This is a genomic window from Sulfobacillus harzensis (assembly GCF_012933365.1).
GTDB lineage: Bacteria > Bacillota > Sulfobacillia > Sulfobacillales > Sulfobacillaceae > Sulfobacillus_B > Sulfobacillus_B harzensis.
The window spans coordinates 1-13,202 of the sequence record NZ_JABBVZ010000094.1 but is presented as its reverse complement, the minus strand read 5'-3'; the positions used below and the strand labels follow the sequence as shown (position 1 = coordinate 13,202).

The following is a 13,202-nucleotide window of genomic DNA, read 5'->3' as shown; positions in this document are numbered from 1 at the left end:
TAAGTTTTTATTTCGCCATCCGGGTCGCGAAGTCCTTTTTGCGCCGGATGTTCGGGACTATTCACACAAGCTGCTAGTGGGATTGGCCGGTGGCTCACTGGCACTTACGGAAAGCGTGTTGAACGAAGCGGAATACACAACCAGCTCATGGGGGAGCCAGTCTGAATTGGCCGAGGTCCTCATATTAGCGCGCCGGGGGATTGTCAGGGCACCTCGGATACGTACAGTAAAGTTTGAGGAGATGAACGACGCCTTCGATGACCTCGCTCATGGCCGGATCGACGGTCGGGCTGTTCTGGTTCCGAGTCTCGGCGATTAGATTTGGTTGGGTGACAAGAGGGGATGATGGCTCGGGCGCGATGCTGCTGAGCCAGGTTTCTCTCATCGCCTTTAGGCCGACGCAGAAAACTGGCCAATGCGGCTTCGGATCGTTCCAATAAGCGGAGCCAGGAAAAACAGCGACCCCGCAGCTCTCCATAAGGTGGAGATGAGCATGGCATCCTCCATGTGAATCCAGCGAAGAAGGACAATGCCTACTTCCGGCGCGACGAAGGCCACAACCCCGAGGACCACGTTGTAAAAGGCGATGGCCGTGGACCGATCGGACGGCGGCGAGGCGTGCAATAGTTCCGTGAACAAAAGCAGGGTGACTCCCGAAAGAAAGATGCCGCTGAAGAAGTTCACCCCGGTGAGGTACCAGAGGTTGGGACTCAACACCGTGAGGATGGGCACCAGAGAGACGCCGAGACCAGCAATCCCCAGCATTTTCATTCCCCCATGAAGGCGGGCCTTCATGCCCCACCAGGCAAAGGTCAGCACTTCCGCCGCCTGCGTGGCCATGGTGAACGCTCCCACCCAAAGGCCGGTGGCGTGGGCCGTCGAGATTTGAAAAATGGAAAACAACGGCCAACTCATTTGCCAGCCAAAATTAAAAAAGGCGGCCAGCAGCACATAACGGCGATACGGCACGTGGCGCCACAGGTCGCCAAATGTGGACCACTCCAAGGGGCGGGGACGGTCGGTCGAGCGCACTGGCTCCCGATGGCGGGCGAGATACCAGACTTCGATGGCACCGAGGAGAAAGGCGCCGACGAATACCGCCTGATACGGCAGCTTGGCGTGGGGATTGAAAAATTGCAGCAATGCTCCGGTCACGATGGTGCCTGCCAGTCCGACAATGGTGATGAGCACGTTGCGACGTCCAAAAAAGCTTTCCCGCATGCTGGAGGGAATGAGCTTGGCAATGAGGGCTTGCCAACCTAAATTGCCTAAGGTCTGCGGGAAATTGGCCAGGGCATTGGCGTCGACGACCAATCCCGCGGCGTACGGAGTCGCCAGCGGCACCAGCGCCAACAGGAGATACGTCAGGCGCGTAGCAAAAATGGTGGCAACACTAAATGTCCGAAAGAGGGTCAATCGCGGGATCCAGAGCGCCCCCAACAATGACGCGATCAGGCCGGTCAAGGCCGGCAGGGAATTCAAAAGAGCTATCTGCTGGTGACTCGCATGCAAGGCATCAATAAGATAGAGCGGAACAAAAGTTGAGACTATGCCGGTAGCCATGGTGCTGTAGGCGCCATTCAGCACAGATGTCTTGATGTTGGCGCGGAGGTCGCGAAATCGTCCCGGAGCGGGAATGATGGAAGTTCACTTCTTTCGAAACAACTTCCCTCATTATGGGACCGCGTCTCCTAAGTGGCTAGTCTTTAATCGCATTTGGAAGGGGAATTTTTTCTGGAAATCGATCCTCTTGGAGGATCATGCCGCGGGGGTGATGAGTGAACCCTAGTTGCTCATAAAAGGGTCCTTTGCCTTCGGCGGAAAAAAGGGCGATAAAGGAGAAGTTTCGCCCGATGAAGGGCTCCACGGCGCGATGCACCACGGCCCGGCCGATGCCGCACCCCTGGTATTCCGGGTCAACAATCACATCCCAGAGGGTTGCGTAATAGGCGCCGTCAGTCAGCACCCGGGCGGTGGCGATGAGACGCGAACCATCCCAGGCGTGAACGCAGAGATCGGTCTCCTCAATGGCCAAACGGATGCTTTCCGGGTTGCGGCCGCGGGCAAAGGGAATTTTGTCCCAAAGGGCTTTAACATCTTGGATCGCGAGCGCCTTGCCGATGCGAATATCGATCATGTCGACTCCTCGATGGATATATTTGCCAGATTGCCGTCATAGCATGTCCTAAGGGGGATGCGTATGGCACGGCGTACCATTGTTCTAGCAGGAAATCCCAACGTGGGCAAGTCGATGGTGTTCACCCAACTGACGGGGCGTTATGCGGAGGTGTCCAACTTTCCAGGCACGACCGTGGAAATGTTGGAAGGATGGATGGGGCCCGACCGTCTCGTGGACACACCGGGAATCTATGGCTTAAGTCGTTTCAACGATGAGGAGCGCGTGGCCTTGCAGGCCATCCGTGAAGCGGATTTAGTGGTTCAGGTGTTGGACTCCACACACCTACCCCGGGATTTGTTTCTTACCTGGCATTTAATTGATGCCGGGGTACCTCTTGTGGTGGCCGTGAACATGATTGATGAGTTGCACCGCCAAGAGGGAGCGGTTGACACGGGCACGCTGGAAGAGGCATTAGATGTTCCGGTCGTGGCGGTTTCCGGATTAACCGGTGAAGGCCTGTCCGTACTGCGGGCCTTGGTGGAAAAAGGAGGGCGCGTGTCGTCGCGCGGCGTGCAGCTGGATCCGGTCCAAGATGGCCTGAGCCGTCTCGATCGTTTGTTGTGGCACGAGCAGGATGCCGACATGGTGCGCCGGGTGGGCCAGGCTCCGCCAGCCGGATCGCGGTCGGCATTATACAGTGATCGCCGCCAGCGCGCCGATCGGACGGCTGAAGCGGTCTTTTCCGCACCTCAGCAGGCGTCGGGACTTCGTCGCTGGCTGGGACAAGCGTTGTTGACGCCATGGGGAAGCCTTCTCTCCATCAGTGTTCTGTTGATGCTGGTGTATTACCTGGTTGGCGTGGTCGTGGCTGATGTGGTGGTTTCCTTTTTAGAAGGACTCATGACCAGTACTGTCATTCCCGCTCTGGCGAAGCTGGTTGGCGTGCTCTTCCATCCCGGTTCGATTGTCTATCGTCTGTTGGTGGGCCAATATGGATTAATTTCGGCGGGCCTTATCTATCTGGTGGCGCTGCTGCTGCCGCTTATCGTTGCCTTCTATCTCTTGTTGGCGGCCCTTGAAGACTCTGGCTACCTGCCGCGGCTGGCCACCATGCTGGATCGCTTCTTTTTACGTCTTGGGCTTAACGGGCGAGCGGTGATTCCGTTGGTGCTGGGATTTGGCTGCGTGACCATGGCGACCGTTACCACCCGGATTTTGTCCTCCGACCGGGAGCGAACCATCGCCACGATTCTTTTGGCTTGGACGATTCCCTGCTCGGCCCAAATGGGGGTGATTACGGGGCTTTTGGCGGGCGTTGGATGGCAATTTGCTGTAACCTATGCGTTGGTTATTACCGGGCTCTTTGTTCTCGTGGGTACTTTGTTAGACCGCACCTTACCGGGCAAGCCCACCCCGCTTCTTCTTGACTTGCCCCCGCTCCGGATGCCCTCAGTAATCAATATGTTGGAAAAGACGCGCGTTAAGGTGGCTGGATTTCTCCGCGAAGCGGGTCCCCTCTTTCTCATCGGCTCGGGGATTGTCGAGCTGAGCCAAATTGTGGGGCTATTGCCGTGGCTGGTGTCGCATCTCACCCCGTTCATGCAAGAGTGGCTCGGCATTCCCGGATCGGCGGTGCCAGCATTTGTCCTCGGTTTTATTCGCCGCGATTTCGGCGCGGCTGGGCTCTACGCCGCTGGATTGACGCCCCATCAGATTTTGACTGGTGCCGTGACGCTGACGCTCTTTGTGCCCTGTATTGCTTCTACACTGGTCATCTTAAAAGAACGCGGCTGGCGGTCAGGGAGCCTCATCTGGCTGGGATCAATTGCGCTCGCCCTCTTGGTGGGCGGATTGACGGCGCGACTGGGACCCGTCTAAGCGCACATGCATAGATCAGGCAATAGGAGGTGAGTTCTGTGCGTGACCATAGTTGGCGTTGTCCAGCCTGCGGTCTCCTCTTGGAAGTGTATCAGGCCCGTTGCCCTCGGTGCGCCGAACCCTTGACGGATGTCTTGGCCGAACACTGTTTGAGTTGCCGCCTCAACGAGTCCTGCGGACCGACCACAGCCCGTCCCCAGCCTAAGAGGCCTTTGTTGTGGGCTCGGAGGGCCTAGGCTATAATGACGCTGAGGTGTTGAGCATGCGTGTGCAATCTGGCCAAATCGCGGTCGGATTGGCGGCTTTGTTGTTGGGGCTAATGGTGGCGGTGCAGTTTCGGCTACAACAAGTGGTGCCACCCGCCAGCAACACCAATCAGTTGCTGTCGCTCCTAAAACAGGCCGATCAAAAACGGACCCAGTTAAGCCAGCAAGTCGCGCATCTCAATATGGAGCTCGACCGGCGTTTGAGTCAGAAAGCCTCGGCCCAGCGTCTGGAACACCAACTCACTCAGGAAGAGATTCTGGCCGGTACCGTTCCCGTCCAAGGTCCGGGAGTCGTTGTGACCTGGGCAAACGGCAATGCGCCGGCCGCCTATCAAATTACCGACATCGATCTGTTGCTCATGGTTAACGAGCTTCGCGCAGCTGGAGCGGAAGCGATTTCCATCAACGGTCAGCGCATCACTGCTGAGACCGAAATTCGGTCGGCGGCCAACTACATTCTCATCAACGACACCCAGACGGCCGCACCGTTCACCATCAAAGCAATTGGACAGGCCAACCAGCTGGCCGGCGCCCTCACGCTGGCCGGCGGCTTGTACGATGAGTCGCAGCAAGAGGGGCTGTCCATGACCATCACCAAGAAGCATGCGGTGGTCATTCCGGCGGCACCTCCAGCCATCTTATCCAACATTGCCCAGAAACAAGTCTCTGACCAAGGGTCGGGAAAGAAAGGTTGATGCGATGATGAGTGCGGATGCAGGGGAACGGATTACATATCACAACGGGAAGATCCAGGTGCCCGACACCCCCATCATTCCCTACATTGAGGGGGACGGCATTGGACCCGACATTTGGCGCGCCACAGAGCGGGTCGTGGATGCCGCGGTCCAAAAGAGCTACGGTGGACGAAAGAAAATTGTCTGGCGGGAAGTGCTGGCTGGTGAAAAAGCGTTCAACCAGACCGGTGAATGGCTGCCCAAGGCGACCTTGGATGATTTTAAAACCTACAAGGTCGGGATTAAGGGACCGTTAACCACTCCCGTGGGCGGAGGTATCCGGAGTCTCAACGTGACCATCCGCCAAGAGCTGGATCTCTATGCCTGTGTCCGCCCGGTGCGCTATATCGCGGGGGTTCCCTCGCCTATGCGCGAGCCGGAAAAGGTGGACATGGTTATTTTCCGGGAGAATACCGAGGATGTTTACGCCGGCATTGAGTGGGCTAGCGGTTCGCCGGAAGCGCAAAAACTTATCACCTTCGTCAACCAGACCTTCAACCGCTCGATCGACCCGAGTGCTGGGATCGGCATCAAGCCGATTACTCGCTTTGGGTCTGAGCGTCTCATCCGCCGGGCTATCCAGTATGCCATTGACCACAAGCGCCGGTCCGTGACGTTGATGCACAAGGGCAATATCATGAAGTTCACGGAAGGGGCTTTTCGGGACTATGGCTATCAATTGGCGGGGCGGGAATTTCCGGATCAGGTCATTACCGAGGACGCCCTGTATCGTGACTACGGTGGGCGTGTGCCCGAGGGCAAAATCGTGCTGAAAGATCGGATCGCGGACATCACGTTCCAGCAGGTGCTCCTGCGTCCCGATGAATTTGATGTCATCGCCGCCCCCAATTTGAACGGCGACTATCTGTCCGATGCGCTGGCCGCGCAGGTAGGCGGGGTGGGGATGGCCCCAGGTTCCAACGTCTCCGACGAGGTGGCCGTGTTTGAAGCGACACACGGCACGGCGCCCAAATATGCCAATCAGGACAAGGTGAATCCCAGTTCCTTGATTTTGTCGGCGATTATGATGCTTGAGCATCTTGGATGGCAGGAAGCGGCCGACCGTATTCGCCAAGGTCTTGAGAGCACCATTGCCCAGAAGATCGTGACCTATGATTTGGCTCGTCAGACGGCTGGCGCTCGCGAGGTCAAGACGTCGGAATTCGCCAGTGCTATCATTGATTCGCTGTGATTTGAACATAAAGGGGTGGATAGCATGTTTCGTCGACACAAAATAACGGTGTTGGGGGCCGGATCCACGGGTGCCACCACAGCGCACCTCTTGGCGCTGAAAGAGTTGGGAGACGTGGTGCTGGTAGACATCCAGCCCGGCACGCCCCAAGGCAAGGCCTTGGACATGTGGGAATCAGGACCCATCGAAGGCTTTTCCGCGAAGGTGGTCGGGTCCAACGATTATGACGCGACGGCCGACTCGGATGTGATTGTGGTGACGGCCGGCATGCCCCGCAAAGCGGGCATGAGCCGCAACGACCTGCTCAAGGTCAACACCGAGATTGTTTATGACGTGGTGGAAAAAGCCACCCGGGTGTCTCCTAACTCGGTCATCGTGATGCTTACCAACCCGGCCGACGTCATGACCTATGTGGCGCAAAAGGCCAGTGGCTTTCCCCATCACCGTGTGATGGGCCAAGCGGGGGTGTTGGACTCGGCCCGCTTCCGCACCTTCTTAGCCGATGCCTTAAACGTATCCCCCAAGGATATCTCAGCGTTTGTGATGGGCGGCCACGGTGACGACATGGTGCCCTTGGTCCGCTACTCGTACGCGGGAGGCATTCCCATTGAGAAGCTTTTGCCCAAGGAGACCATCGACAAGATTGTGCAGCGCACCCGCACCGGCGGTGGTGAGGTGGTCTCGTTGCTGAAGACCGGCTCGGCGTTTTATGCACCGGCCTCGTCGTTGGCCGACATGGTGAAGGCCGTGCTCTTGGATGAGCGGCGCATCATTCCCGTCATCAGCTATCTGAATGGCGAGTACGGCGAGCGGGACATTTACGTGGGCGTTCCCGCCATTGTTGGCGGAAACGGCGTGGAGAAGGTTCTAGAAGTGGACTTCACGCCCGAGGAAACGGAAGCCTTCAAGAAGTCGGTCAGCTCCGTACGTGAGCCGCTGTCGTTGTTGACCTTTCCACCAACGAAGAACTAGGGGGAGAATCATGGAGAGCCGGGAGCGAGCGTTAAAGTACCACGAGGAGCATCGCGGCAAGATTCAAATTGTCTCCAAGGTTCCGGTACGCAACCAAGACGATTTGTCGTTGGCCTATACCCCCGGTGTGGCGGAGCCCTGCCGTGAAATTCATCGCGACCGCAGCTTGGTCAACCGCTACACCAATCGAGCCAATACCGTGGCCATCGTCACGGACGGCACCGCCGTGCTCGGGCTCGGTGATATTGGACCCGAGGCCGGGTTGCCGGTGATGGAGGGGAAGTCGATCCTCTTTAAGATGTTTAGCGGCGTGGATGCGTTTCCGCTCTGCCTCGACACCAAGGATCCGGAGAAGATTGTGGAGGTTGTGCGTCTCCTAGAGCCCTCATTTGGGGGCGTCAATTTGGAGGACGTCTCCGCCCCGCGGGCCTTTGAGATTGAGGCGCGTCTGAAGGAAGAGCTCAGCATCCCGGTGTTCAACGACGATCAGCATGGCACCGCGGTGGTGGTGGGAGCGGCCTTGATCAACGCGCTCCGCTACACCCAAAAGCGTATCAATGAGGTACGCATTGTCTTTAATGGCGCCGGTGCGGCGGCCATTGCCACCGCCAAATTGTTGTTCGAGTTGGGAGCCCAGGACATTTCCTTGGTGGACCGGGAAGGCCTCGTTTATGAAGGCCGGGAGAAGGGCATGAACCCCTACAAGGCGGAAATCAGCCGCGTCACCAATCGCGAGAAGCGGCAGGGTGGGCTTGGCGAGGCGCTCAAAGGGGCCGACGTGTTCATCGGCGTATCGGTTGCCGGGGCGCTCACGATGGAGATGATGAAGGGAATGAACCCGGATTGCATCGTCTTCGCGCTGGCCAACCCGGTTCCGGAAATTTGGCCGGTGCATGCGCTGGAAAGTGGCGCGCGGGTGGTCGGGACGGGCCGCTCGGACTTCCCCAATCAGATCAACAACGTCTTGGGCTTTCCCGGTATCTTTCGCGGCGCGTTGGATGTGGGCGCGACGGATATCAATGCGGCCATGCGCGTGGCTGCAGCCGAGGCGCTCGCCCACCTCATTTCCGATCGCGACTTAAAAGATGACTACATCATCCCCAACCCCATGGATCGCCGAGTGGCACCGACGGTGGCGGCCGCCGTGGCTCGGGCTGCTCAAGAGAGCGGCGTCGCGACGGTGGATGTCTCGCCGGAGTGGGTGAGCGGCCATTGCCGCATGTTAGTGGATGAAGTGATTGGCACTGAAGAGAAGATTCTGGAGGGGGACGATTAGGTGAAGCAATACGAATATCTGGCCAAGCAAGCGCTGGCTGAACATGGCATCCCCATTCCTCCCGGTCGGTTAGTCAACACCCCGGAAGAGGCGGCTGAGGCCGTTTCCGCTATCGGACCGGCCGCGTTAAAGGCCCAGGTGCTGGTCGGAGGCCGAGGAAAGGCGGGCGGCATTCGTTTCGCCGAGACCCCGGAAAAGGCTCGCGAAACCGCAGAGGCCATGCTGGGAATGGATTTGAAGGGTTACACGGTCGAGCGGCTGTATGCCGAAGGCAAGCTGGAGATCGAGCGCGAGTTTTACATATCGGTGACCACCGACCGCAACAAGAAGGTGCCGTTGGTGATGGCCTCCTTGTCTGGTGGCGTGGAAATTGAGGATGTGGCGGATTCCGAGATTGTGCGCCAATGGGTCAACCCGCGGGTCGGGGTGCTCCCCTATTTCGGACGGCAGATGGCCGAGCGGTTAGGATTGAAGGGCACATTGGCCAAAGAGTTCGCAGATCTGGTTGTGAAACTCTACCAAATCTATCGCGAACGGGATGCCGAGCTCGTGGAGATTAATCCGTTGGTCGTGGTTAACGGTCACCTGATGGCGGCTGACGCACGGCTCAACATTGATGACTCGGCGCTGTTCCGGCACAAGAATTTAGAGCGCATCGAGGAAGGGTCTGCCCTGGAAAAGAAAGTGCACGAAATTGGGTTGGCCTATGTGGAACTGGATGGCGACATTGCGATTATGGCCAACGGGGCTGGAATGGCCATGGCCACGGTGGACGCCATCCAGTATTTTGGCGGCAAGCCGGCCAACTTCCTGGACGCGGGCGGCGGCGCCTCGGTGGAGCCCACTGCACAGGCATTAGACGTGTTGGTCTCGATGAACCCCAAGGTCATTTTCATCAATATCTTTGGTGGCATTACCCGCTGTGATGATGTTGCCAAGGCGATTCTTCAGGTCAAGCAAACCACCGGCATCCCCGTCCCGTTGGTGGTACGCCTTGTCGGCACCAACGAAAGGGAAGGCGTGGCGCTCTTGGAGGCGGCCGGCATTTCGGCATACTCCGACATGGCGCCAGCTGCCGAGCGCGCGGTACAGCTTGCAGGGGAGGGCCGGTCATAATGGCAGTATTGTTGACGAAGAACTCAAAGATTCTTGTTCAAGGCATTACCGGCAACCAAGGGCGGTTTCACACCAAGCAGATGCTGGCCTACGGGTCGCAGGTCGTGGGCGGTATTTCTCCCGGAAAGTCTGGTGAGCAGGTCGAAGGCGTGCCGGTGTTTGATACCGTCCAGCAGGCGGTTGAGAAGACGGGGGCGGATGCGTCGATTGTGTTTGTTCCAGCCCCCTTCGCCAAGGATGCAGCCTTTGAGGCGATGGAAAACGGCATTCGTTTGCTGGTGATGATTCCTGAGCATATTCCCGTTCAGGACTCCATTGACATTGTGACGCGGGCGGCCGAGTTGGGTGTCACGGTTATCGGGCCCAACACCTTCGGCATTATCTCCCCTGGCGAAAAGACCAAGATGGGGATCATGCCCAATCATATCTATCAACCGGGCCCGATTGGCGTCGTGGCCCGCTCTGGCACCTTGAGCTACGAGATTGCCTTTAGTCTCACGCAAGGAGGATTTGGCCAGACGACCGTCGTCGGTATGGGAGGCGACCCCGTTGTGGGTCAAACATTCATCTCGGTTCTCCGCCATTTCAAGGATGACCCGGACACCCAGGCGGTGGTGATGGTCGGGGAAATCGGGGGAAGTGCCGAGGAAGAGGCGGCGGAATATCTGAAGACCTTCGGCAAGCCGGTCGTGGCTTACCTGGCCGGCCGTGCTGCCCCTCCTGGAAAGCGGATGGGTCATGCGGGAGCGATCATCGAGCGCGGTCGGGGCACCCTGGAATCAAAAGAGAAGGCGCTCACGGCGGCTGGAGCCAGCGTCGTCACAATGCCCTGGCAGGTTGTGGACGCTCTCAGAGAAGCCACCAAGAAATAACGCCTCACCACGGGAGAACAGGGACCCCTTGCGGCGGTCCCTGTTTCTTTAATAGGGCATGGTTGTCTTTTGTCGGAAGGGTACTCGCCGCGACATTGGTGGTGTAGAATGAAGAAATGACTCGCTTTTTCAAGGGGAATCGGTTTTGACACATCCCAAACCCGCCACGACCGCCCGAACGCTCAATCGTCGCCTCGTCATGACGGTGATGCTGGTCGGGACGTTTGTCGCCATTCTTAACGAGACCCTGCTCAATGTGGCATTGCCGCGGATTATGCAAGATTTCCACGTGACCGCCAACGCAGTGCAGTGGCTGACAACGGTGTATATGCTGACCAATGGGGTGCTGATTCCGGTCACCGCCTTTTTGGTTCAAAAGTTTTCTCTTCGCCGGTTGTTCATGACGGGGATGGGGCTCTTTGCCATGGGAAGCTTGGTTGCTGGACTGGCCCCGGACTTCGGCCTGTTGTTGTCCGCGCGGGTAATGCAGGCCGCGGGCGCCGCCATTGTGCTCCCGCTCCTCATGAATGTGATTTTGACTATCTATCCGCTTGAGCAGCGCGGTTCGGCCATGGGCCTGGTAGGACTGGTAATTACCTTTGCACCGGCCATCGGGCCTACTTTGTCCGGATGGCTGGTCACCCATCACTCTTGGCATCTGCTCTTTTTCATTGTGCTGCCCATCGCCCTGCTCGACGTGCTCTTTGCCTACACGTCGTTGGCCAACGTACTGCCGAACACCAACCCCGACATTGATGCCGCCTCCATTCTTTTGTCGACGTTGGGATTTGGGGGGTTGTTGTTTGGATTCAGCGAGGCGGGCAGCATCGGTTGGCACGCGCCCCTGGTGTGGGTGTCATTGCTGGTGGCACTGGCATCCCTGGGGATTTTTGTCCGCCGTCAGTTCTTCCTAAAGATGCCCATGCTGGAGTTTCGCGTGTTTCGCGTTCGCCAGTTCACGTTGGCGACGGTCGTTACGGTTTTGGTCTTTATGAGTATGTTTTCCGCCATGTTGCTGCTTCCGCTCTATCTTCAAAATGCCCGCGGATTCAGTCCCTTGGCATCCGGCCTTTTGGTGATGCCGGGGGCAGTCGCCATGGGCATTATGTCGCCGATTTCGGGCCGCATTTTTGACAAGGTGGGGGGACGCTGGCTGGGCATCGTCGGCTCGCTATTCCTCGCTGGAACCTTGTTTGACTTTACGAGTCTTAGCACATCCACTGGCTACGTCACCCTCATGATTGCGTTTGTTTTTCTCATGCTGGGCATGTCGCTTATCATGATGCCGGTCATGACATCGGGATTGAATTGGCTGCCTCCTGAGCTCTATCCCCACGGTACGGCGGTGTCCAACACCTTGCAGCAAGTCGCTGGCGCCGTCGGCACGGCACTTTTGGTCACCATTATGACGGACGGGGCTAAAGCATGGGTAGGAGGGCACGGGCAAGCGGTGCTGGCACATCGTCAGAACCCGGCTGTTGTGGCCCAGTTGGCCAGCATCCATGGGATGGATTTGGCGTTCATGACGGCGGCGGGATTTGCCCTGTTGTCGCTGGTGCTGTGCTTCTTTGTCCAGAATTCCACGCCGCATCCTGAGGCGTAACGGACAATACCTTGCCCCAATTCTATCGTATCAAAAGCGGCTCGGAAAAAGGAGACTGTTTTTTAGGGCTCTGGAGCCTTAGACTTAGCGCCATCTTCTCTTAGAGGCATGTGAGGCGACATGCGCGTCTTGGTGGTGGGCGGGTCTCATCTCATTGGCTACTATCTTCTGCCGCTCTTGGTGCAAGCGGGACACGAGGTGACGGTTGTCACCCGCGGCAACCGGCCGCTGCCTTCAGGTCAAGTCCGGCATCTCGTCGGCGACCGACGGCAGGTCTCCATACCGGGGGATATTGATGCGGTAATTGATACCGTGGCCTACGATGTCGACGATGCCCGATTGTTGCTGGATTCGCTTCAGCGCCGTATCGGCCGGTATCTTGTGATAAGTACCGCGTTCGTCTATGTGGGCCTCGAGTCGTGTTGGAAGGGCCCGGCGACACCACTCAGCGAGGATTGGGCGGCATGGGATGACGATTCCTGGAGATGGGCCAAACCCGGCTCACATCTCGCCTACGTGCGGGGAAAGCAGCGACTGGAAGCCTTTCTTAACCAGGAGGCGCTTGGTTATGGCATGCCCATCACCGTTCTCCGACCCTTGCTGCAAATCGTGGGGCCCAATACTGACGATGGCCGATTTGCGTGGTTTTGGCGCCGGGTCCGCGACGGGGGTCCCATCTGGCTTCCGGATGATGCCCGAGAAAAGGCCGGACCTTGTCAACTCGCCTTTTCAAAAGATCTCGCCCGCGCCCTTTGTGCCTTGTTGGAGAGTCCCCAAAATGAGCCGTATGCGAGCTTTAACGCAGGGCAGCCCGAACTATGGACCTATGAAGAGTATCTTCGCATGATGGCGGCCGTCCAAAAAAAGACCATCTCCATACGCTATGCCCCTCGCGCAACGCTCGATCGATGGGCCGGAGGCGTCTACCGCATCCCGCTGCCGTATCCCGTGCCTTTTGACGTCCACCGGCTGTTTCGGCGGTCCCACATCGCACCGACGCCGATGGCGGATTGGGTTCAGGAAACGGGTGCCTGGTTTGATGTCCACGACCATTCTGAGCCGGTTTGGTACGAACATCGCCGAGCCGAGTGGGATTGGGGCTAGCAGCTTGTGTGAATAGTCCCGAACATCCGGCGCAAAAAGGACTTCGCGACCCGGATGGCGAAATAAAAAC

General features: G+C 58.0%; 12 protein-coding genes. 10 read left to right on the top strand and 2 right to left on the bottom strand.

Features of this window, described 5'->3' with window-relative positions:
- Positions 1-319: hypothetical protein (locus tag HIJ39_RS18090; protein ID WP_476718346.1), on the top strand; the 319-nt coding region annotated here is incomplete at its 5' end.
- Between the two features lie 71 nt (positions 320-390).
- Here the strand turns inward: HIJ39_RS18090 and HIJ39_RS18085 are convergent.
- On the bottom strand, positions 391-1,563 hold the full coding sequence (locus tag HIJ39_RS18085) for an MFS transporter (RefSeq protein WP_169102179.1): 1,173 nt from the start codon (positions 1,561-1,563) through the stop codon (positions 391-393).
- Between the two features lie 136 nt (positions 1,564-1,699).
- Positions 1,700-2,137: a GNAT family N-acetyltransferase gene (locus HIJ39_RS18080; RefSeq protein WP_169102177.1), complete on the bottom strand. Its 438-nt coding sequence runs from the start codon at positions 2,135-2,137 to the stop codon at positions 1,700-1,702.
- A 63-nt stretch (positions 2,138-2,200) separates the two neighbouring features.
- On the opposite strand from HIJ39_RS18080, the gene feoB reads away from it, so the two are divergent.
- From feoB to HIJ39_RS18035, 9 genes are all read left to right on the top strand, one after another.
- Positions 2,201-3,997 (top strand): ferrous iron transport protein B, encoded by a 1,797-nt coding sequence (gene feoB, locus HIJ39_RS18075; RefSeq protein WP_169102175.1) that lies wholly within the window; start codon positions 2,201-2,203, stop codon positions 3,995-3,997.
- 217 nt (positions 3,998-4,214) lie between these two features.
- Positions 4,215-4,958 (top strand): DUF881 domain-containing protein, encoded by a 744-nt coding sequence (locus HIJ39_RS18070; RefSeq protein WP_338055235.1) that lies wholly within the window; start codon positions 4,215-4,217, stop codon positions 4,956-4,958.
- A gap of 7 nt (positions 4,959-4,965) precedes the next feature.
- A complete protein-coding gene (gene icd, locus HIJ39_RS18065; RefSeq protein WP_169102183.1) occupies positions 4,966-6,189 on the top strand; it encodes an isocitrate dehydrogenase (NADP(+)) in 1,224 nt (407 codons plus the stop codon).
- A gap of 24 nt (positions 6,190-6,213) precedes the next feature.
- The gene (mdh, locus tag HIJ39_RS18060; RefSeq protein WP_169102174.1) at positions 6,214-7,161 is read left to right on the top strand and encodes a malate dehydrogenase; all 948 of its coding nucleotides are present in this window, start codon (positions 6,214-6,216) and stop codon (positions 7,159-7,161) included.
- A 10-nt stretch (positions 7,162-7,171) separates the two neighbouring features.
- Positions 7,172-8,437, top strand: coding sequence for an NAD(P)-dependent malic enzyme (locus HIJ39_RS18055; protein ID WP_169102173.1), 1,266 nt, complete (start codon positions 7,172-7,174; stop codon positions 8,435-8,437).
- On the top strand, positions 8,438-9,553 hold the full coding sequence (gene sucC, locus HIJ39_RS18050) for an ADP-forming succinate--CoA ligase subunit beta (RefSeq protein ID WP_169102172.1): 1,116 nt from the start codon (positions 8,438-8,440) through the stop codon (positions 9,551-9,553).
- Positions 9,553-10,425, top strand: coding sequence for a succinate--CoA ligase subunit alpha (sucD, locus tag HIJ39_RS18045; RefSeq protein ID WP_169102171.1), 873 nt, complete (start codon positions 9,553-9,555; stop codon positions 10,423-10,425). The genes sucC and sucD overlap by 1 nt, the downstream gene beginning before the upstream one ends.
- Before the next feature lie 145 nt (positions 10,426-10,570).
- Positions 10,571-12,028 (top strand): MDR family MFS transporter, encoded by a 1,458-nt coding sequence (locus HIJ39_RS18040; RefSeq protein WP_207711775.1) that lies wholly within the window; start codon positions 10,571-10,573, stop codon positions 12,026-12,028.
- A gap of 120 nt (positions 12,029-12,148) precedes the next feature.
- The gene (locus HIJ39_RS18035) at positions 12,149-13,132 is read left to right on the top strand and encodes a Rossmann-fold NAD(P)-binding domain-containing protein (RefSeq protein ID WP_169102170.1); all 984 of its coding nucleotides are present in this window, start codon (positions 12,149-12,151) and stop codon (positions 13,130-13,132) included.
- Positions 13,133-13,202: the final 70 nt, after the last annotated feature.